Origin of the sequence: Pseudomonas sp. GXM4, from assembly GCF_008923895.1 — a bacterium.
GTDB classification, from domain to species: Bacteria; Pseudomonadota; Gammaproteobacteria; order Pseudomonadales; family Pseudomonadaceae; genus Aquipseudomonas; species Aquipseudomonas atacamensis.
On sequence record NZ_WBRZ01000020.1, the window covers coordinates 1 to 20,818 of the forward strand.

Annotated in this window: 16 protein-coding genes; 10 read left to right on the forward strand and 6 right to left on the reverse strand. The window is 60.0% G+C overall.

Annotated elements, in window-relative coordinates; genetic code table 11:
• Positions 1-185 (reverse strand): hypothetical protein (locus tag F8N49_RS28015; protein WP_218574811.1); only part of this gene is annotated, 185 nt, incomplete at its 3' end.
• A gap of 207 nt (positions 186-392) precedes the next feature.
• Here F8N49_RS28015 and F8N49_RS05200 point away from each other — a divergent pair.
• Genes F8N49_RS05200 through F8N49_RS05235 form a run of 8 tightly spaced genes read left to right on the forward strand, consistent with a single transcriptional unit; the run spans position 393 to position 10,103 of the window.
• Positions 393-1,706 carry an aspartate aminotransferase family protein gene (locus F8N49_RS05200; RefSeq protein ID WP_083386944.1) on the forward strand — a complete coding sequence of 438 codons (1,314 nt, stop codon included), beginning with the start codon at positions 393-395 and terminating at the stop codon, positions 1,704-1,706.
• Positions 1,696-2,199 carry a GNAT family N-acetyltransferase gene (locus F8N49_RS05205; protein WP_151550949.1) on the forward strand — a complete coding sequence of 168 codons (504 nt, stop codon included), beginning with the start codon at positions 1,696-1,698 and terminating at the stop codon, positions 2,197-2,199. The genes F8N49_RS05200 and F8N49_RS05205 overlap by 11 nt, the downstream gene beginning before the upstream one ends.
• Positions 2,200-2,205: 6 nt before the next feature.
• The gene (locus F8N49_RS05210) at positions 2,206-2,688 is read left to right on the forward strand and encodes an adenylyltransferase/cytidyltransferase family protein (protein ID WP_039758830.1); all 483 of its coding nucleotides are present in this window, start codon (positions 2,206-2,208) and stop codon (positions 2,686-2,688) included.
• Between the two features lie 13 nt (positions 2,689-2,701).
• Positions 2,702-4,414 carry an NAD-dependent epimerase/dehydratase family protein gene (locus F8N49_RS05215; RefSeq protein WP_083386945.1) on the forward strand — a complete coding sequence of 571 codons (1,713 nt, stop codon included), beginning with the start codon at positions 2,702-2,704 and terminating at the stop codon, positions 4,412-4,414.
• Complete coding sequence (locus tag F8N49_RS28020) at positions 4,408-6,669, forward strand: glycosyl hydrolase family 65 protein (protein ID WP_218574812.1); 2,262 nt, start codon at positions 4,408-4,410, stop codon at positions 6,667-6,669. Before F8N49_RS05215 ends, F8N49_RS28020 begins: the two co-directional genes overlap by 7 nt.
• Positions 6,669-7,910, forward strand: a complete 1,242-nt coding sequence (locus F8N49_RS05225) for an MFS transporter (RefSeq protein ID WP_122746456.1) — start codon at positions 6,669-6,671, stop codon at positions 7,908-7,910. Before F8N49_RS28020 ends, F8N49_RS05225 begins: the two co-directional genes overlap by 1 nt.
• Positions 7,894-8,997 carry a DegT/DnrJ/EryC1/StrS aminotransferase family protein gene (locus tag F8N49_RS05230; RefSeq protein ID WP_122746455.1) on the forward strand — a complete coding sequence of 368 codons (1,104 nt, stop codon included), beginning with the start codon at positions 7,894-7,896 and terminating at the stop codon, positions 8,995-8,997. Before F8N49_RS05225 ends, F8N49_RS05230 begins: the two co-directional genes overlap by 17 nt.
• Positions 8,994-10,103 carry an NAD(P)/FAD-dependent oxidoreductase gene (locus F8N49_RS05235; RefSeq protein WP_122746454.1) on the forward strand — a complete coding sequence of 370 codons (1,110 nt, stop codon included), beginning with the start codon at positions 8,994-8,996 and terminating at the stop codon, positions 10,101-10,103. Before F8N49_RS05230 ends, F8N49_RS05235 begins: the two co-directional genes overlap by 4 nt.
• Before the next feature lie 20 nt (positions 10,104-10,123).
• Here F8N49_RS05235 and F8N49_RS05240 read toward each other — a convergent pair whose 3' ends face one another.
• Together F8N49_RS05240 and F8N49_RS05245 are read right to left on the reverse strand one after the other, a co-directional pair.
• Positions 10,124-11,128, reverse strand: coding sequence for an NAD(P)-dependent oxidoreductase (locus F8N49_RS05240; RefSeq protein ID WP_122746453.1), 1,005 nt, complete (start codon positions 11,126-11,128; stop codon positions 10,124-10,126).
• Positions 11,129-11,242: 114 nt separating this feature from the next.
• Positions 11,243-13,066 (reverse strand): NAD(P)/FAD-dependent oxidoreductase, encoded by a 1,824-nt coding sequence (locus F8N49_RS05245; protein WP_056786821.1) that lies wholly within the window; start codon positions 13,064-13,066, stop codon positions 11,243-11,245.
• A gap of 246 nt (positions 13,067-13,312) precedes the next feature.
• On the opposite strand from F8N49_RS05245, the gene F8N49_RS05250 reads away from it, so the two are divergent.
• Together F8N49_RS05250 and F8N49_RS05255 are read left to right on the forward strand one after the other, a co-directional pair.
• Positions 13,313-15,202, forward strand: coding sequence for a sigma-54-dependent Fis family transcriptional regulator (locus tag F8N49_RS05250; protein WP_151550950.1), 1,890 nt, complete (start codon positions 13,313-13,315; stop codon positions 15,200-15,202).
• 331 nt (positions 15,203-15,533) lie between these two features.
• On the forward strand, positions 15,534-16,037 hold the full coding sequence (locus F8N49_RS05255) for a trypsin-like peptidase domain-containing protein (RefSeq protein WP_151550951.1): 504 nt from the start codon (positions 15,534-15,536) through the stop codon (positions 16,035-16,037).
• Here F8N49_RS05255 and F8N49_RS05260 read toward each other — a convergent pair whose 3' ends face one another.
• The 3 genes from F8N49_RS05260 to F8N49_RS05270 are packed head-to-tail and all read right to left on the reverse strand — an operon-like array spanning position 16,038 to position 20,796.
• Positions 16,038-17,225 (reverse strand): HlyD family type I secretion periplasmic adaptor subunit, encoded by a 1,188-nt coding sequence (locus F8N49_RS05260; RefSeq protein WP_370593533.1) that lies wholly within the window; start codon positions 17,223-17,225, stop codon positions 16,038-16,040.
• Positions 17,226-17,230: 5 nt separating this feature from the next.
• Positions 17,231-19,393: a type I secretion system permease/ATPase gene (locus F8N49_RS05265; protein WP_151550952.1), complete on the reverse strand. Its 2,163-nt coding sequence runs from the start codon at positions 19,391-19,393 to the stop codon at positions 17,231-17,233.
• Positions 19,390-20,796, reverse strand: coding sequence for a TolC family outer membrane protein (locus F8N49_RS05270; protein ID WP_256675402.1), 1,407 nt, complete (start codon positions 20,794-20,796; stop codon positions 19,390-19,392). Before F8N49_RS05270 ends, F8N49_RS05265 begins: the two co-directional genes overlap by 4 nt.
• Positions 20,797-20,818: the final 22 nt, after the last annotated feature.

Genomic DNA, 20,818 nt, shown 5'->3' on the forward strand with positions numbered 1-20,818 from the left:
AGGATGTGATTAATAAGCATCACAGTTGTTTGCGAATTTTGCGGATCAGATTTTCCCATCATCGAAAGAATGCGTTTTGCTGTGGCTAACTTGCTGAAATATAAGTGCGAAAATTCATTTATATCTGTTTGAAATAATGCGCCTGATGTTTTGCGCGACTTTCTCTTAAGAAAAACAGTTTTCATTGGCAAACAAGCTGTTAGGCGGCCATTTATTTTTTAAATTGACGCGACGTAGATGGCGGGGCTAGTTTTTCCTCCAACTTGCTGCGCTGCTTTCTACGTTATTGCGTATCGCATGATCGAATCTTGTTCGAATGCCATGGCGAATTTAATTTGCCTGGGTATTGGACTTTGTTCGCTCTAAACTTTTTAAAGGGAGAGTCAGTCGTCATGGATTGTTTAAAGGAAACACGTGTTGGCAATGTTCTATCGGGATGGAATCACTTGTCGGTAGTCGGGCCGATAAATGTGCAGAATACCGCCGGCGCGCGCGTTCAGCTGTCATCGGGCGAATGGCGCGATGATTATATTATGGGCTGGGGATCCTGCCTGTTGGGGCACGATAGTCCGGTCATCAAAAACTCCATTCTCAAGGCACTGGAGCGGGGCTTTCTTCAGCAGTATGAGACCGATGAACATCGTTTGTTGAGTGAGCGGTTCTGTGCGGTCGTCCCCTGCGCCGAAAAGTTGCGGCTGGTCAACTCCGGACTGGAAGCGACCATGTATGCGACGCGTATCGCCCGTGCCGTTACCGGTCGACGCATCATCATCAAGTTCGAAGGGCATTTTCATGGGCTTAATGACTCTTTGACCTGGAACGTGGACTCTTCACCGCGCTCTGGCGCGTTATTGGCGGGAAGAGAACTGGAACGTTTATCGGGCACTGTGGGAATTCCTGACGAATTCGGCAACTTGACGGTTTCGGTTTCATGGAATGATCTGGAAGCGCTGGAAAATGTTTTTGAAAAATACAAGGACGATGTGGCAGGGGTGATCCTGGAACCTGTTGCATTGAATATCGGATGCATCAGACCGGATGAAGGTTTTCTGCAAAATGTGCGTGCGCTGACCAGCCGTAAGGGTGCGCTGCTGATCTTCGACGAAGTGCTCACCGGTTTCCGCGCAAACATTGGTGGTGCGCAAAAGGACTTCGGTGTCGTACCCGACATCGCTGCCTTCGGCAAGGCGTTCGGCTGCGGCATGCCGATCGCGGGTATTGCCGGTAAAGCCGAATACATGGACGTAATCGCACCACGCGGTCCTGTTCAGGTCAGCGGGACCAATACGGGGCGATACCTGTCCGTGTCCGCCGCGCTTGCCGCCATCGAGCATTTGCAGGATGGAGCGGTGCACCGGCACATCGCCGCGCTGGAATCGCGCTTGAAGGCCGGGCTTAGGGACGTTTTCGATAAACACCACATACCCTGTCATATCGATGGGTACGGCGGTCGAATCGGCGTCCACATCGGAACCTCCGAACGTCCTCGAACCATGAGGGAGATAGAGCATTTCTACCCGATCGACTTTGCCCAGAAGTTGTTCGCCCTGCTATCCCGTGAGTTCAACTTGTATGGCTTTTTGATGCCCCTCAGTTATTGCCCAGAGCCTGTCACCCTGAGTGCATCGCATACGGCTGAAATGTTGGCGGACGCCTGTGAGCGGCTGGATTCGGCACTCAAGAGGGTTCAGTACCATGCCAAATGAACCTGTTACGAAGATTCGCCTGCGGCGATTTGCAAAGGCTGACATGGAAGCTGTTCTGGGGTTGGTCGCCCAGATTGCCTCTGGCGAGGATCTTACCGAGTCTGCGGGTCAGCAATTTGCCAATGAACTTGCCAATCCTCAATTTGAGGGGGGGCGATTTGTCGCCACAGTAGACGGACGGGTGATCGGGACGATGGGCTGCGCCGCAGGTCCGATCCCCTCGAAGTATGTCCTGTGGGCAGACTGGTTGATTGTTGATAGCCAATACCGTCGATACGGGGTGGCTTCGTTGTTATATGACGAAATTGAAAGGTATGCCCTGGCAAATGAAAAGACATGGTTATGTCTGGATATAGGAAATATTGACAAAGAACGTGCAGCCTACCGTTTTCATTTGCGCAATGGTTTTCAAATCGTCGGGCAGCTTCCCGATTACTGGGGAGAACTTGAACACCTGAACATCATGGCTAAATCTCTTATCTCAAAGGAATGAATAATCATGGGCGTTTTAAGTGACATCACTGCATTGCAGGATGAGGCGGTTTATTGCCGCGAAAAAGGTTTGACTATCGGTCTTTGTCACGGCTGTTTCGACATTGTGCATCCTGGGCACCTTTATCATTTGCAACGTGCCAGAACAATGGTGGATCGATTGTTCGTGTCAGTTACCGCCGACCCATATGTCAATAAAGGAGCGGACCGGCCGGTATTCCCCGATCAAAAACGCGCAGAGTTTCTTGCCTCTATTCGCTATTGCGATCATGTCATCGTAAATCACACACCCACTGCTGAATTGATGATCAAGACGCTACGTCCCAACCTCTATTTCAAGGGTGCGGATTACAGTGACGGGTCAGACGTGAGACTTCAGGCGGAGCGCGCACTGGTTGAAAGCGCAGGGGGGCGAATGATCTTGACGGACGACAAGATATTCGACTCGACGTCCAGAATCGCCCGGCTCGTCATGTCCACGCACAGATGACAGGTAAGCAATCATGTCGAAACTTTTGCTGATTGACCTCGACGGAACAATGATCGACACGCCGCATTTTCAAGCGTGGAGCAACGCCGCTCACAGACTTGCCGGCAAACAACTGACTCAGCGCGAATACATTGACCACATTGCCGGACGTCCTCGCATGGAAGGCGCTTCACGATTGCTGGCGCTGATCACCGATGACATCGGCGCTCAAAGGAGCGGCTCGCTCAGCGCGGACGAACTGGCGGAGTACAAACAAAGGGAATTTCTTCAGCTCTCCCAAGGCACTGAGCTGTTCGAGGATGCAAAGCGATTGCTGGAACGTATCGCACAAGCCGCACAGCCAGTGATGTTTTATACGGCGTCTCTGAATGCGCCGCAATTGTTCGAGGCGGCTATCGAGCGCTCCAGTCTGCGGCAAGAATCAAGGTTATCGATTACCCGACAGGCGCCCGGTCAGAGCCGCGAAGCGCTGATTCAACAACTGGTCGGAAGCCGCGATCCGCAGGATGTCGAGCTGATTGACGACAGTCCGTATGCAACGGATCTGGCCTGTGGCCTGGGGCTCCATGCCTGGCAGATCCGCCGGCATGATCTTGAGCCCAAGGCTGCTCATCCACAGGCATCAATACTGTCATCGCTTGATGAATACCCCCTGGCAAACCCATCCCAAGGAAGGACCATGAATAATCAATCCGCTGTTCTCGTTACAGGCGGTGCGGGCTACATTGGCTCGCGTCTGGTACCAAAACTGCTGGCTGCCGGTTACCGGGTCCGGGTACTGGATGCGCTTTATTTCGGCAACGGCCTGGAGGGCGTGATGAACCATCCGGCACTGGAATTCATAAAGGGCGATATTCGCGATCCGCTGCTCGTCGAGCAGTCGCTTCGGGGGATGCACACCGTTGTCCATCTTGCCGCAGTGGCCAATGATCCCAGTTTCAATTCGGCACCCGAACTCGGCCAGTCCATCAATATCGATTGTCTGCCGCATCTCATGAGCAGTGCAAAGCGCCTTGGCTGCCGGCGCTTTATCTATGCCTCCTCAGCCAGTGTCTATGGCGTCAATACAGAACCGTTTGTCGATGAGCGCCAACCCTGCGTGCCCATCACCGACTACAACCGCTTCAAGGCTGACGGCGAAAAAATACTGTTCGGGCTCACTGATGCATCCTTTGAAACCGTCGCGGTTCGAGCCGCTACCGTGTGCGGCTGGTCGCCCCGCCAGCGCCTGGATCTGACCGTCAATATCCTTACCGCCAGTGCGCTGGCGCGCGGTGAAATTACCGTGTTCGGCGGCAGTCAATACCGCCCCAATGTGCATATCGGCGATCTGACCCGGCTGTATACGATGCTCGTGGAGCGCGAATCGCTGGACGAAGTCTGCGGAACCGCAATCAACGTCGGCTACGAAAACCACACGGTGACCGAGATAGCCGATCAGGTAAAACAGGTTGTCGATCGCTACTTCCTCGTCAACGTGCCGATCACCACTACCCGCAGCGATGATGTTCGGTCTTACCGTCTGGATTCGCGACGGGTGCAGCAGACACTGGGTTTCGAGTTCATCTATTCGATCAGGGATGCCATCGTGGAAATCTGCGAGCAATGGCAATCCGGGAACTTCAACGACAGTGACGATGTGTTATCCGACACCCGCTATCACAATGTGCGCAACATGCTGCACAAAGACTGGTCGTTCCAGCCGTCGGGGGACACGTCGTGCTGACCATCGCTTATGGAGAAGAGTGCGAGGATATCGTCGGTATCGAGCCGCGGACATCGTCCTTCGCAGCCTGCGTGGCGATTCTGGCCAATCCCTTGATCGGCGTGCGCCCGCATGTGCCCAGTGCCTCGCAGCGCGCACGGCGCACGCAACTGCTCTGCGCGGGGGTCTATGCAGCCGGGGTCGGCGTTTCGCGGGAGATCATTTCTTTGCCAGCGCCGGCAGTCCTGCGCCTCTACGATGTGGACACGGGCGAACCTCTTGAGCCATCAGGCGATGGACCGGCGGTGGTGTTGGCGATGGATCAGGCGACAGTCAGCAGCCGCGAGCTGTTCCAACTGCGGGGCGTCCGTTATGAGCTGACGATTGATCAATTCATTGATGCCCCTGATGACAGCGCCGTGTCGACCCGCATCAGCCTGACTCGACTGGGCGAGCCGACCGGTGCGCACCGTTTGCGACTGGATTACGGCGTGGATGGCAGTGCCGAGAATGAATACCTGGGCACCAGTGACTGGCTGACCGCCCGACATTACCGTTTTGGGCAAAGTGTTGTCGATCGAACGGCCTTCACTCTGGATGTCGATGCCGCAGAGTATCGGCTGCGCTACGATGTACGTGTCGAACAGTCCGGTTCAGCGGCGAGTTCCGTTGTTTGCTGGCGACACGGCCTGCAGGGTTGTATTGCTTCCGTCACCATGGATTTCGACTCGGTGTTGCAGCATCGCATCGCCACGCATTGGCGGGTTGCAATCGATGGCGAGCACAGTATGCCCGACGCGCTTTCTGGCGACTTCGATATGACCCATATCCAGAGCAGCCATCTTTGCCGATGGAGCAAGATCTGGAGCGAGCATGACGTCACTGTTCAAACCGCGCAGAGACGTATCGATCTGGGCATCAAGTACGCGATGTTTCAATTGCTGCAGCACGGCGTGGGAGTCGCGCCCCCCGAGCGGGGAACGCTCTCGCCGGCGCGCGGCCTGACCAGTACGTATCACTCCGGAGCGACGTTTTTCGATACCGAACTGCACAAGTGCATGTTCTGGATCTGGAACGAACCCGGCGTCGCCAGGGCGTTGATTGACTATCGCTACCACTGTCTGGAACAAGCGCGGGAGTTTGCTCGGGCCAGTGGCTATGAGGGAGCGCGTTTTCCGGAAGCAGCCAATGATCGAGGGCGGGAAAATGGTCCCCATTATGTGCTGGCGTATCCCGAACAGGACATTCGACGAGAGTGGAGTGTCCATGAGGTGCTCCACATTTCGGCAGACGTTTGCTATGCCGTGAACAAATACTGGAAGGTCACCGGTGACGATGCGTTCATGATCTCTCGCGGCTTTGAAATGCTGCTTGAGTGCGCCCGTTTCGCCGCGTCCGTGTTCAAGTGGTCCGAGAGTCGTCAGGCGTATGTCGTTGAATCGGTCATGGGGCCGGACGAATACCACTATCATGTGGACAACAGCTTTTTTACCAATTACATGCTGCGCTGGTGTCTCCGGTCAGCGCTTTCCCTGTGCGACCGGCCGGGCTTTCCGGGATTGCCCGAGGCACAGTCCAGGCGCTGGCAGTCGATAGCCGATAACGTCTTTCTGCCCTGGATCACTGTGGGTGGGGTGGTCATTCCTGAAGAGTTTGAGGGTTATGCCGCCTTACCTGACACGCAGCTGCGTTCCGACAAAAAGCGTGGGCCGCAGTTTGCGGACGAGGCCGAACGGGAGAGCGCAGAGAACCTGCAGAATTTCGCGTCGCAGGTGGTCAAACAGGCCGACATCGTGTTGTTGATGTCGATGTTTCCAGAAGATTTTTCAACGGACGTGAAACGCGCAGCGTTCCAATATTATGAACCGCGTACGGTGCATGAATCGTCATTGAGCTACGGCCCGCACGCGGTTGTCGCCGCGCACTTGGGCAAGACGTCGATCAGTGCCGATTTCATTGCTCGGGCCAGCCGCTACAACCTGGATTTCACCCCGCTCGACGACTACAGCAATGGCCTGCATCTTTCCGCCTATGCCGGAGCCTGGCAGGGCCTGGTGGAAGGGCTGGCAGGACTTGATCTGATTGCGGACCAATTGGCCTTCCGCCCGAGGTTGCCCGCCGATTGGGATGCCTACCACTTCACCCTTGAGTTTCGGGGCCGGCGTCTGCGCATTTGCGTAATCGGGGACGATGAGCTGGAAGTCCTTGAGGGCGGCCGGCAGTTGGCAACAGAACGTGGCCAGGATGGATATATATGCCTCAAGGAGGGGCACTGATGATCTCTATCAAAAAACGCTTATCCCCCTATAACGATGCGCTGCGAGTCTTGCCTTTTCGCAAGTTGCTGATCGGCCAGGGCCTGTCGATGGCCGGCGACGCCATCTGTCTGGCGGCGCTGCCGATAGCGCTGATACGGGACGGTTTTGGTGGTGATGTGTTTGGCTTCATCATGGCCGCAGTCGGAATCGGAACCGTCGTCGGTGCTCTGGCCGGCGGCATGCTGGCGGATCGCAAGTCGCCTCGACAGGTGCTCATCTACACCGATACGGCCCGAGGCATGGCGCAGCTTGCGGCCGTCGCACTGCTTCTGACCGGTGCGCCTTGGGGCTGGCTGGTGCTGGCCTATCTGATCTTCGGCATCGGCATCGGCGTTTCTCGGCCCTGCGCGCAGGTGCTGCTGGTCAGCCTGTTACCCAAAAAGGCGCTGGTCGCGGGCAACGGCGCGATGAACTTCATCGATAACCTGGTCGCCATTCTGTTTCCGGCGACGTTGGGCGTGTTCATCATCTTGTGGGATCCGGTCTGGGGGATACTGATCGATGGCTTGACCTTCTTCGGCGCGGCGATTTACACCGCTCAGTTACCGAATGTCGGCCGTCATGAATCCGAAGAAGAGTTCTCCCTGCGCGAGGCGTTCAAGGGCATCACCGTGGTCAGCCGTAACGCCACGCTGCTGCTGGGGTTTGCGGCGACGCTGGTGGTGAACGTGCTGTGTTTTCCGATTTTTCTGGTCGTTGCACCCTACGCGATCAGTCTTCGTTTCAGCGAAGAAATGTGGGGATATTGCCTGGCAGCATCAGGGTTCGGCGCTTGTCTCGGATCGGTTGTCACCGTGCTGGCCTCGGGGCACGAACGCCTGGTCGGGCTTGCGGTGGTATGCGGGTTGTTCCTGGCCGGAGCGATGGCGTTACTCGGGCTGGGAACGGCGGCATGGATGGCGGTTCTGGGGGCGACGTTCGTCGGTATCGTCGAAGCGTCCTGGCTCACCGGCTGGGCAACCGCCATGCAGACACTGTCGCCCGAAAAGGATCTGGGCAAAGTCGTGGCGGTGGATACCTTTGTCACCAGTGGTGTGCACCCGTTCATTTATCTGGGCAGCGGCGTAGTCGGCGGGATGATCGGCTATTCCCAGACGCTTGCGTTGACCGCCGTCATCAGCGCGGTTGGCACTCTGCTGATCGTCCTGACGTCCATCATGTTCATGCCAGGGAGTGCGCGTAATGATCAAGTGCAATAACGTACAGGAACAGGCCCAGGATCTCTGTGGCGAGATCTTTGAACGCTGGCGGGAGCTGTTGCAATCGGGCGAGTTCATTCTCGGCGATCAGGTTCTGGCGTTCGAGTCATGGATGTCGGATCGTTGTGGCGGCGCGCACGCCGTTGCCCTCAATTCAGGCACGGATGCGCTGTTTCTGGCATTGCGCGCGCTCGATATCGGCCCCGGTGACGAGGTGATCACCTGCGCCAATACCTTTGTTGCCACTGTCGGAGCCATTGTTGCTGTTGGCGCCCGGCCGATCCTGGCAGATGTGGGTGACGATGAACTCCTGAGCGTCGAGACGATTGCGCCACTTGTGACTGATCGGACCAAAGCCGTGATTCCTGTCTATCTGCGCGGACGCCCTCTGGATATCGACCCCATCATCGACCTGTGCCGCTCGCGCGGGGTTGCAGTGATCGAGGATTGCGCTCAGGCGATCGGCACTACGATCGATGGCCGGCAAGTCGGCACTTGCGCTGATGCGTCAGCGTTTTCCATGCATCCGTTGAAGACGCTCGGTGGTCTGGGTGACGGCGGGATGCTGGTGACTCGCGATCCGGGAATTGCCGAGTACGCGCGGATTGCACGCAATCACGGCCTGGAAAACCGTAACGAATCGATCCGGTTCGGCATCAACTCCAGACTCGACTCGTTGCAGGCAGCAGCACTCAACATCAAAGCGCAGTATCTGGATCAGTGGCTGAAGCGACGCGTGGAAATTGCCGCGTTCTATGATGACGTCCTCTCTACAACCCGCACGGGCGCTGACCTGGGGCGCGGCAAACCGGGAAATGCCTACTATCACTATGTCGTGCAATCCACGCACCGTGACGAGCTGCAGGCTTATCTGGCAGAGAACGATGTGCAAGCGGCCATTCATTATCCGGTGCCCATTCATTGGCAGAAGGCATGGTTGAGTAGTCAGCCACGCATCGCGTTACCCACAACCGAACGCCTGTCCCGGCAAATGATCACACTTCCTTGTCACCATCATTTGTCGGATGGCGACGTGGAAAAGGTCGTCACGCTGATCAAGCAATTTGAACGCGCGGTGAGACGGTGAGCGTCGATATCGAATGTGTTGTGATTGGCGCCGGAGTGCTCGGGCTGGCTGTCGCCCGGGCCCTGGCCTTGAGCGGCCGTGAAGTGGTTGTGGTGGAGGCGGGTGAACGCATTGGAACGGGCATCAGCTCGCGCAATTCAGAAGTCATTCACGCTGGCATCTACTACCCCACTGGCAGCTTGAAGGCGCAAGTGTGCGTCGACGGCAGGCATCGTCTGTATGCCTTTTGTGAAGCGCACGCAGTAGCGTGCCAACCTCTGGGCAAGCTTGTCGTCGCAACCGATGACGCGCAGTGCGGGACATTGCAGCGCTTATGGCAGCAGGGACGGCGCAACGGCGTCAACGACCTGCAACTGCTCAGCGCCCGGCAGGCGCTGGAACTGGAGCCTGAGTTGTCATGTATCGCGGCACTCTGGTCGCCCTCTACCGCAATTGTCGACTCCCATGCCTTGATGCTTGCCTTGCAGGCAGACGCCGAGGCGGCGGGCACCTCGTTTGCCTTTAACACGCCGTTCGAATCGGCCTGTCGTCGCCCGCAGGGTTTTGAGTTGCAGATCGGCGGTGCGCAACCCATGAACGTCAGCTGTGGCGAACTGATCAACTGTGCGGGCTTGTCTGCGCCCCGGCTTGCGGGCCACATCGTTGGTCTGTCTTCGCGACATGTGCCGTTGGCCAGGTTGTGCAAAGGCAGCTACTTCAGCTTCAGCGGTCGGATACCTTTTCGCCATCTGATCTATCCCGCGCCCGAAGCTGCGGGTCTCGGCGTGCACATGACGCTTGACCTGGGGGGGCAGGCGCGTTTCGGACCGGATGTCGAGTGGATCGATCAGGTTGATTACCGCGTGGATCCTCAGCGGGCCGAAGGTTTCTATCAGGCGATTCGCCGCTATTGGCCCGGTCTGCCCGATGGCAGCCTGGAACCGGCCTATAGCGGCATCCGCCCGAAAATCAACGCCGTACACGAACCGGCGGCGGACTTTGTCATCAGTGGCCCATCGGCGCATGGAGTGCCGGGGCTGGTTAATCTGTTCGGCATCGAATCTCCAGGGTTGACGAGCTGTCTCGCCATCGCGGAGCGTGTCGTACAGGCGCTCGGGCAAAATTGACCAGCCTTTGTCCAGAGGGGTCACACGTCCAATTCGATCAGCTTGCCATCGTCTTTTTCCAGCCGCTGCAAAAACACCTGTGCGTCCAGCAGCTGGTACGGAAAATAAAGCCCGGGCGGGGCAGGCGGCTGCCCATCCAGCCCAACCAGCCGCTCCAGCAACATGGCCACGCTGAGCCCGGTCAACGCTGCTGCGCCTGATCGGTGAACCACGGCGTGCCGGGTGCGCAATGGCTGTCCATCGTGATCAGTGCCTTCAAGTTCGATGAGTATTTCCGTCGACATCGGCTGGCCCTGACGCCGGGTCGAGCTGACGCCGCTGGCGAGGTTGAACTCGACGTTCGGGGCGTCGGTGGCGGCGGCCAGGCCGGTGACGTCGATCGAGGAAAAGCCGGCGCCCTGCATGATTGTGCCGTCGACGGCGCGGAAGCTGACCTTGGCGTCGTCGCCTTCGCGCCAGATGAATTCGCCGTCACGGCGGGTCAGTGCGGCGGGCAGCATTTTGTTCAGGTGCTCGAAATCGACGGCTACGGTCGGGCCGCCGCCGTCCTGTTCGTCGACCAGTGCGTGGATGCGTATGTCGTGCACGCGGGCGAAGGCTTTGGCGATGTGCAGCGTCGCTACCGTGGTCGCGCCGACCATCCATTCGTAGCCGAGGACAATGGGAGACGCGTCGGGCGAGTGGATGAAACTGGCGATTTGCGGGGCGATTTCGAACACGCCGGAAGAGATGCTCAAGTGCGGCAACTTGCGCCTTTGCGCAAAGCGCAGCCCGGCGAGGGCGTGGTCCATGTAGAACAGGGCGATGGCGCTGACCGGGCGATCACCCAGCCCCAGATTATCTGCGCGAGCATCGATGACCACACCCTGGGCATTGCCGATTTGCTCGGCGGTTTGCTCAGCCTTGGCGAGGTCGCGTCCGCCGATCAGCAAGGGGACGTCGGGATGCGCCGCGCGCAATGCGCGGGCCGTCTGATGGCCGATGGCGCCGGAGCCGCCCATGAACAGAATGGGATGAAGTGGCATGAATCCTCCTCATTTTTCCTGGATTGAAACGTGCTTGGGCTAGACACCCTAGCACGCACTTTCCAGTTCGCCGGTGCGCTTGGTCTGCGCACCGACGAACGACCACTTGAGGAATCAGCCCAGATGATGGCGCTCTGCAAGGCGATAAACATCGGTGTCGAGGCCTTCGAAACGGGCTTTCAACTGCAACGCCAGATACAGTGAATAGTGCCGTGACTGATGCAGGTTGCCGCCGTGGAACCAGAGGTTTTGCTGCTGGGTCGGCTTCCACATGTTGCGCAGTTCACCTTCATACGGGCCGGGGTCGTTGGTGGTGCCGGAACCCAGGCCCCAGCAGCGCCCGACCTTGTCGGCGACTTGCTGGGAAATCAGCTTCGCGGCCCAGCCGTTCATCGAGCCATAACCTGTCGCATAAACGATGAGATCGGCTGGCAAGCGGCTGCCATCGGTGAGCACCACCGCATCCGCTTCGATGCGTTCGACACCGAGGCCCGGCGCGCTCTTGAGCTTGATCGTGCCGTTGGCGATCAGTTCCGAGGCTCCGACGTCGATGTAGTAACCCGAGCCACGGCGTACGTATTTCATGAACAAACCCGATTCATCGTCGCCGAAATCGAGCATGAAACCCGCCCGGCTCAGGCGTTCATAGAAGTCCTTGTCGCGCTCCTTGATCGCGTCGAAGATCGGCCGATGAAACTGTGGCATGACCTTGTACGGAATCGATGCGAACAGCAGATCGGCCTTGTCCGTGGTCAGACCCGACTCGAGCGCCTCTTCGGAATAAAGCCCGCCGAAAACCAGTTCCATCAGGCTGTCCGAACGCACGATGTGCGTGCTCGAACGTTGCACCATGGTCACCTCGGTGCCGTTTTCCACCAGATCGGCGCAGATGTCGTGGGCTGAATTGTTCGCGCCGATGACCACTGCGCGCTTGCCTTTCCACGCATCGCCGCCGGGGTGACGGCTGGAGTGATGTTGCTGGCCCTGGAAGTTTTCGGCGCCTGGATACACCGGCACATTCGGTACGCCAGACATGCCGGTGGCGAGGATCAGTTGCGTCGGTTGCAGGGTGACGGGCTCGCCGTTGCGCAGGACCTCCACGGTCCAGCGGCCAGTCTCTTCGTCAAACGTAGCGCCGAGGCACTCAGTGCGCGGCCAATAGTTGAGTTCCATGACCTTGGTGTACATCTCCAGCCAGTCGCCGATCTGGTCTTTCGGGGTGAACACCGGCCAGTGGTCGGGGAAGGGCAGGTAGGGCATGTGGTCGTACCAGACCGGGTCGTGCAGGCACAGCGACTTGTAGCGGCCGCGCCATTGATCGCCGGGGCGTTCGGCTTTGTCGATGATCAGCGTCGGTACGCCCATGCGTTTGAGCCTTGCGCCGAGGCCGAGCCCGCCCTGACCGCCGCCGACGATCAGGCAGTACGGTTGCGTGGTGATGCCCAGCGCCGCTTCTTCATCGCGGCGGCGCTCCAGCCAGTTGCGCTTGTCAGCGTGGGCATGGCCGTGGCTCGCGCCCATCGGCCGGCGGCGGCCGCTGGGTTCTTCGAAGCCTTTGAGTTCGCGCATGGTGGTCAGCAGCGTCCAGCACAAACCTTCTTTCAGGCGCACATAGCCTTTGCCGCGCGCCGAGTCGGTTTCCAGGCTCATCCAGCCTTCAAGCACGCCATCGCTAAGCGTGGCTTCACCTTCGAGTTGCCAGCGTTCGGGCCGGGTCTGCTCAAGGCGTGTTTCGAGCATGTCGCGAATCGCCGGTTTGCCTTCCAGGGTGACGAGGTTCCAACTGAACAGCAGCAAGTCACGCCAGTGGCATTCTTCGGCAAACAGCTCCAGCGTGCCGTCCACATCTCGTTGCGCCAGACGTCCGCCGAGGCGTTCGACCCAAGCGGCGAGTTGCGCTGTTGGCGATTGCAAAGGGGTTTCAATAGCGATGTTCATGGGGCCACTCCCGATCTTGTTGTTTTGGTAAGCCATGGCATCAGAGCAAGGCTTGGGCCATCTCCTTGAAAGACACGGGCCAGAGCGTTTGATGCAAAGGCCGACAAGGCTTGGCACAGGCGACATGTCACAAATTCGAGAATCGCGGATGACACTGTGTCACTCGGCGCGAAATTCCCCCGCAACGAGCTTTTCATCTAAGCTGCGGACACACCCGTGTCTTCACCGAAGCGGAGAACAACAACAATGAAACCGGCCTCGATCAACGCCCACGCGCGCCAGGTACTGCAAGCCGTGCAGGGCTCTGTTGCCAGCCACAGCGCGGCGGCAGACCTGGCGATCACCCGTTCGTGGCGGCGTTGCCTGGATCAATACCAGCTCGATCCGGCCAGCCGCCGCGCGCCGGATGTGCTCGAACAGGCGCGTTTGCGCGAACACCGTGCGCCGCTGGAACACATCATTTCCGTTGCGCACTGGCAGATGAACAGCCTGCACCAGCAACTGGGACGTGACGGCCATGTCGTGCTGCTCACCGATGCGCGCGGCGTGGCGATCGACAGCGTGTTCAACGAAGCCGAACGCGGCGAGTTCCAGCGCTCCGGGCTGTGGCTCGGCTCGGTCTGGAGCGAGGAGCACGAGGGCACCAACGGCGTCGGCACCTGCCTGGTCGAGCGCCAGCACGTGACCATTCGCCGCGACGAGCATTTCCGTGGCCAGCACGTCGGCCTGACCTGTTCGGCCAGCCCGATATTCGACGCCAGCGGTGAGTTGCTCGCGGTGCTCAACCTGTCCTCCGTGCGCGAGGAAAGCAGCCTTGAGCAATGCTTCAAGGCCATGGCCCTGACCAATCTGTCGGCCAGGTTGATCGAGAGCTGTTTTTTCCTTGGCCACGATCCGCAGCGCTATTTGCTGCGGTTTCATCCCGACGCCGGGTTTGTCGGGCTGCTGGGTGAAGGCCTGCTCAGCCTCGACGAGAGTGCGCGGATCTGTTCGGTGAATGCGGCGGCGCTCGATCTGTTGGGCCTGAGCCGCGAGCAGATGGTCGGGCAGTCGTTGACGATGCTGCTGGAAACGCCGATGGAGCAGTTGCTCGAGCAGGCCAGTGCTCAGGCGCACGTCTGCTGGCCGATGCGCCTGGCCGACGGGCGCTTGTTCTACGGCCAGTTGCGCGAACCGATCCGCTCCGCGCCGTTGACCCTTGCGCCTGTCCCGCCAATCAAGGATGAGCGCGTGTGCCTGGAAGACCCGCGCCTGCAACGCGGATTCGCTCGCGCGTTGCGTGTACTGGAGCGTGACGTGCCGGTGTTTCTGCAGGGTGAAACCGGCACCGGCAAGGAGGCCTTTGCGGCAGCGCTGCATCGCGCCAGCTCGCGCGCCGGCCAGCCGTTTGTTGCGATCAACTGCGCGGCGATCCCCGAGACGCTGATTGAAAGCGAGCTGTTCGGCTATCGCGGCGGCAGCTTCACCGGCGCGCGCAAGGACGGCATGGTCGGCAAGCTTGAGCAGGCCCATGGCGGCATTCTGTTTCTCGACGAAATCGGCGACATGCCCCTCGCGCTACAGACCCGTCTGCTGCGCGTGCTCGAAGAGCGCCAGGTTGTGCCGCTGGGCAGCGCAACGCCGCGACCGCTTGATGTACGCCTGATCAGCGCCAGTCACCAGAATCTGCCAGCCTGCGTGGCCGACGGACGCCTGCGCGAGGACCTGTTCTATCGCATTGGCGGTTTCGCCGTGGAACTGCCGCCGCTGCGCGAGCGTTCCGACAAGGGCCGTCTGCTTGACCTCCTGCTGCGCGAAGAAGCGGCGGGCGCCACTGTGCGGCTGCAATCGGGAGTTCGAGAGCGCTTGCTGGCGCAGCCCTGGCCGGGCAACGTCCGGCAACTGCGCACCTGTTTGCGTACGTTGGTGGCGTTGGCAGTGGAAGGCCGGGTCACGCTGGAGGACGTGCATGAGTTACTGCCCGCAAGTGACGACCAACCTGTTGACGATCCACTGGGCGTATCCGAACGGCAAACTCTGCTGAGCTTGATTGAAGCTGAACACTGGCATATCGCGCGAGTTGCCCGTCGTCTGGGGATTAGCCGCAATACCCTGTACCGCAAGCTTCGTCAGCATGGGATCACTCGACCTGGTTGAAGACAATCGCGATCATTTGCGTTCATTCGCTGTTGATTGCGTGCATTGCCGGGAAATTGCTTGGATCCAATCATTAACTCACTATATCGCACGCCGACAAGCGGTAGGCTGAGCCTATTGCTAAAAGTGATGGCGCAATGACATATTGCAGCACCTTTCCTCACTTCAAGATGTACCGAAAATGCGCCCCCTCAAGTCACTTGTTGCAGCGTCGTTGCTGCTCAGCGGGTGCAATGGAATGCCAGTCGCTTATGTTCAGGATCCTGTTTTAGACCAAGCCTTTGTCGTCCACTCCGGCGCACCTTTGCCTTACGTGCTGATGGGGTCGGCTGTGCAATGGAACGAAGACTTCGCCGTGACGGTGAAGCACATTCCTTACTTGTCGGGCACGGTTTTCCAAGGGCAGGCAGACGTACAGTTCTTCCGCCACAAGGCCAATAGCGTGCCGGCGTGGCGCGGCTACAAGCCGGGCGAAGAGCTGACTTCGGTGGGCTTCAATTCGCTGTACATGTCGGTCAAGGGCACCGGCCAGGCGTTGCCGGCGATGGTTCGCCTCGACGTCAAAGAGGGCAATGTGCTTTACGGCACCCACAATGGCGCGCTGGCCAAAGGCATGTCCGGCGGGCCGGTGTTTTCTGCCGATGGCAAAGTGGTTGGCATCAACGTGGCGTTTCTCACCCGCGATGATGTCAGCCGCCTCAAGCGCAAGGACTTGCTCGATCAACCGCGCGTAAGCATCTTTTTGCCGTACGCGGAGATCAATCGCGAGTGGTCGCGCTATCAGGCCAGCATCACCCCCACAGCGCCACCAGCGACCAAACTGGCCAGCCGCTGATCAGCGTTCGCGCAACGCTTCGCGGGCGCGGTTGAGTGGTTTGATCAGGTAGTCGAGCACGGTTTTTTCGCCGGTGCGGATGTCCACCGTGGCGATCATCCCGGGCACGATGGCGAAGCGTTTGCCGGCCTTGTTGCGCAGTTCATCCGAAGCGGTACGGATGAACACGCGGTAGTAGAAGATCTCCGGCTTGGCTTCGTCCTGGATGGTGTCCGGCGAGATCGTCACCACCTCGCCGTCGAGGCTGCCGTAGATCGAATAGTCATAGGCGGTGATTTTCACTTTCGCCGCCTGGCCTGGGTGAATGAAGGCGATGTCGCGCGGCGAGATGCGCGTCTCGATCAGCAGTTGCTCATCGAGCGGTACGATCTGCATGACCTGGCCGTTGGGCGCAATGACGCCGCCAATCGTGCTGACCTCGATGTCCTTGACGATGCCGCGCACCGGCGAGCGCAGGGTCAGGCGCGACAGTGAATCGGTGCGCCCACGGATCACCGCTTCGAGCATTTGCGCCTCGGCGTTGGCTTTAGCCAGGTCTTCGCGGGCGCGGACCATGTAATCGGAGCGGGCTTCGGTGGCTTTCAATTCCAGCTCCGAACGCTGACGGGTCAGGCGCAGCACTTCGACCCGACTCGAGGCGCCGATCTTCGCCAGATTCTCGGTGATCGCCAGTTCGCTACGTACCAGTTTCAGCGAGCTCTGAATGCCGTCGAGGGTTTCCGCCAGACCTTTGCGCCGGGTCTGGTAGAGCTCGGTTTCGGCGCGGATCAGATCAGGAAACTCTTGCAGCGAGGCGTCAAAGGTCAGCGGCTTTTCGCTGACCTCGGCCTGCAAGCGGTTGACGCTGGCCAGCGCCGCGCGGTACTTGGCCGCGCTTTCGCCGACGTTGGACTGGTTCTTCACTGGGTCCAGTTGCGCGAGGATCTGCCCGCGCTCGACCAAAGCGCCTTCGCTGACATTGAGCTGCTCGAGAATGCCGCCCTCCATCGACTGAATGACTTGCTCGCGCGAGCTGGGCACCACTTTGCCGGTGCCGGTCGAGACTTCGACGATCTCGAACCAAGCCGCCCAGGCAATGAAGCAGGCGAGCATCAGCGCGCACCCCCAGATCACCTTTGCGCCACCGGCAAGTGCGCGCTCATCGCGGCCATCGAGGTAGGACATCGGATCCGGCACGTCGGTCATCATCGGCTTCATACCGCCACTCCTTTGCCCGGTGCGCGCAGCCGCGCGAGTGCCGCGTCGCGATGGTCGTCAATGACGATGCGGCCGTTGTCGAGGACGATGATCCGCTCGACCAGTTGCAACACACTGACCCGGTGCGTGGCGACCACCAGCGTTCGGCCCTGGGTCCAGGTCGCGAGTTTTTCCAACAGCAGCCGCTCGGTGACGTCATCCAGCGCCGCCGTCGGTTCGTCGAGCAACAGCACTTGTGGCTGACGGATCAACAAGCGTGACAGCAACAGGCTCTGACGCTGACCGCCCGACAGGCCCAAGCCACCTTCAAGCACTAAATGATCCATGCCTTTGGGCAGCTGCCGAACAAAGTCCAGGGCACCGGTAACGGTCAGCGCGGCGATGATTTCCTGATCGCTGGCCTGACCGGCGCCGAGGGTGATGTTGTCGCGCAAGGTGCCGTGAAACAGTCGCGCCTGTTGCGAGAGCAGGCCGACATCGCGGCGCAGGTCGGCCGGATCCAGATGTGCCAGGGCGATGCCGTCCAGAGTGGTTTCACCGCTGCTCAGATCCATCGCGCCGCCCAGTGCTTGCAGCAACGTCGACTTGCCGGCGCCGTTGCGGCCGAGCAGAGCGATGCGCTCGCCGGGCCGGATGCTCAGGTCGATGTTGTTGAGCGCCGGGGACGATTCCTCGCTGTAACGAAAACTGGCCTGACGCATGCGGTAGTCGCCGCGAATCGCCGGCAAGTGCACGCGCTGACTGCCTTCGGGATGATCCACCGGCATCTGCATGATCCGGTTCAAGCCTTCGAGCGCGACCTTGGCCTGCTGCCATCGCGTGAGCACGTGGGTTAGTTGCGCCATCGGCCCCATCATCCGCGACGACAGAATCGACGCGGCGACCAGACTGCCGGTGGTCAGGTCGCCGGCAATCACCATCGGCGCGCCGAACACAATGACCACCGCGAACACTCCGCCCTGTACGTTCTGCGTCCACGCCACCAGGCTGTTGGTCAAGGTGCGCAGGCGCAGGCTGCTGTCCGCCGAGGCGGCGTTGTACTGATTCCACTGTTGCTGGAAACGCTGCTCGGCCTGCAGCGCCTTGATGTCGTCGAGGCCCTGAATACTTTCCACCAGCATGGCGTTGCGCAGCGCCGCTTCACGCATCGACGCATTGGCGAGTCGCGCCAGACGCGGTTGCGCGATGATCCCGGGGAGCAACATGAACACCAACGCCACCAGTGGAATCAAAACCAGTGGCCCGCCGATCAAATAGAACACCAGCAGGAACAGCAGGAAAAACGGCATGTCCGCCAGTGCCGTGGCAGTGCTGGAGGTGATCAGGTCGCGGATCTGCTCCAGCTCGCGCAACTGCGATATGAACGAACCGGTGGATTTCGGCCGCGCCGAATTTCGCAGACGCAAAGCGTGGCCAAAGACCAGATCGGAGACGCGCAAGTCGGCGCGTTTGCCCAGCACATCGGTGATGCGCAGACGCAGGATGCGCATGACGAAATCGAACAGCAGCGCCAGCATCACCCCGCCGAACAACACGTACAGGGTCGGCAGCGACTCGGCCGGAATCACCCGGTCGTACACCTGCATGGAAAACAGTACCCCGGCCATGCCCAGCAGGTTGGCCACCAGCGAGGCGATCATCACTTGGCTGTAGGGCCGCAGATCGGTGAGGACGATGCGCCGGAACCAGTGCTCGTCGTAGGGCTTGATGTAATCGTTGGTGCGCACGTCCGCCACCGGTTGCGTCGGACGCAGAATCACCGTGCGCAGGGCTTGCTCGGCGAGCGCGGTGGCGTCCATGCGGCTCTGCAAACCCTGGTCGCCACTGAAGCAGATGCCCAGCTCGCCGGTTTCGCCGATGCTTTCGAGCACGCCGACCTGACCATCGCGCAGTTGCACCACCAGCGGCGTGCGCCAGCGGCTCAGGCTCTTGTTGTCGAATGCCGCGAATTTCACGCTTAAACCGGCCTGCCGCGCCATGTGCCGAACCACTTCTTCGACGCGGCCTTCGCTGTGCACCGAGGCCAGGCGCACGCTTTCCGGCGAGACGTCGAGGCGATAGTGGCGGGCGACCTTGAGCACCGCTTCCAGCCATGGCGAATAATCTTCGCGAGCTTCGGCAGCGGCGGGTTCGGGGACAGTGATGCTGACATCGGTCATGGCAGGATCTCGACATTCTGGATGGCGCTGTGGTCGATGCCGAAGACCCGGCGAATCGCACCGCTGTTGTAGAAGCAGTCGATCTGCAGACGTTGCAGCTCGGCCTGGGTGTTGACCAGATCGAAGCGCGACTGATGGATTTCCTGCTCGGCGTTGAGCAAGTCCAGCAGCGGCCGCGTGCCCAGCTCCAGGTACTGGCGGCCATACAACATGCGTGCCTCGGTGATGCTGGTCTGGCGAAATTCCAGCGAGCGCAGCCGCCGGTTCAGACCCGAGGTTTGCGCCTGGGCTTCGGCCAGACCCTGGCGCGCTTGCAGACGGGCGAAGTCTTCGGCCGAGTCCGCTGCGGTCAGCGCATGCCCGGCGGCGCGGCTGCGCGCACTGATCGCACCGCCCTGATAGATCGGCACTTCGAGGTTGAGGAAGATCCCGACCTGAGTGCGATCGGCGCGCGAGTTCTGATCGTCGTAATGGTCGTCCAGATATTGGTTGACCGACGGTTGCAGCGACAGGGTCGGGTAGGCCTCGGCTTTGGCCTGGGCCAGCTCGGCCTGGGCCTGAGTGCGTTGCGCGGCGGCCTGGAGGACGGCGGGCAGGGTGTCGGAGATCTGCGAGGCGTCGCAGGCCTGGGTTAGCGTAGGCGCGGCGGCGTCGCTGACCGCCGGCGGCGTGCGCCGTCCGAGCAGACTGGTCAGGGTCGCTTGCCAGCGCGCGTATTGCGCCTTGAATTCCTGCAATGTCGCCGTCGCGCCTTCGGCCCGGGACTGCGCCTGAACCATATCGGAGCGGGTGCTGGCGCCCATGTCGCTGCGCTGTTTGGCCAGGTCGACGATGCCGCCGATGCCCTGAATCTGCTCGCGCGCAACCTCGAGCAGACGCTGATAACGCTGCACTTCGATGTAGGCCCTGGCGGTGTCGCGGGCGATGTCGTCGATTGCCAGCAGAATCCCCGCCTGACTGCGCGCCACCCGGGCGCGGGCGGCGTCGACCGAACTGGAAACCTTGCCGAAGTCATACAGCATCTGTTTGAGGGAAATGTTCACCGACTGGCTGCCGGCATCGCTGCCGTAACCGCTGGTGTAGCCACCCTTGATGCCGCCGGTGACCTGCGGGTAATAACCGGACTCGGCGACGTTGACCCCTTCGCCTTGCTGGAACAGGGTGCCGATGGCCTCGCCGATGCGTGGGTGCCAGTCCACGGCCAGCCTGACCGCTTGTTCCAGCCCCAACGTATCTGCGTTGGCGGCCGTTTTTGAAGCAGGGGCAGGGCGCTGACGATTGTCATTGCCTGCAGGTTGTTGCAGTTGCGACGGGCTGATGCTGCGCAAGCTGCTGTCGAGGTTGTCGTCGGCGCGAACGCCGACGGTGAAAGCGGGGTAGAGGCCGATGGTCAACAGGACCACCGGCCATTTCTGGCGAAAAACT

Coding starts and splice junctions, on each gene's coding strand:
- F8N49_RS05215 (WP_083386945.1), top strand. CDS start 2,702: ATGTCGAAACTTTTGCTGATTGACCTCGACGGAACAATGATCGACACG.
- F8N49_RS05230 (WP_122746455.1), top strand. CDS start 7,894: ATGATCAAGTGCAATAACGTACAGGAACAGGCCCAGGATCTCTGTGGC.
- F8N49_RS05265 (WP_151550952.1), bottom strand. CDS start 19,393: ATGACCGATGTCAGCATCACTGTCCCCGAACCCGCCGCTGCCGAAGCT.
- F8N49_RS05205 (WP_151550949.1), top strand. CDS start 1,696: ATGCCAAATGAACCTGTTACGAAGATTCGCCTGCGGCGATTTGCAAAG.
- F8N49_RS05250 (WP_151550950.1), top strand. CDS start 13,313: ATGAAACCGGCCTCGATCAACGCCCACGCGCGCCAGGTACTGCAAGCC.
- F8N49_RS05245 (WP_056786821.1), bottom strand. CDS start 13,066: ATGAACATCGCTATTGAAACCCCTTTGCAATCGCCAACAGCGCAACTC.
- F8N49_RS05200 (WP_083386944.1), top strand. CDS start 393: ATGGATTGTTTAAAGGAAACACGTGTTGGCAATGTTCTATCGGGATGG.
- F8N49_RS05260 (WP_370593533.1), bottom strand. CDS start 17,225: ATGATGACCGACGTGCCGGATCCGATGTCCTACCTCGATGGCCGCGAT.
- F8N49_RS05225 (WP_122746456.1), top strand. CDS start 6,669: ATGATCTCTATCAAAAAACGCTTATCCCCCTATAACGATGCGCTGCGA.
- F8N49_RS05210 (WP_039758830.1), top strand. CDS start 2,206: ATGGGCGTTTTAAGTGACATCACTGCATTGCAGGATGAGGCGGTTTAT.
- F8N49_RS05240 (WP_122746453.1), bottom strand. CDS start 11,128: ATGCCACTTCATCCCATTCTGTTCATGGGCGGCTCCGGCGCCATCGGC.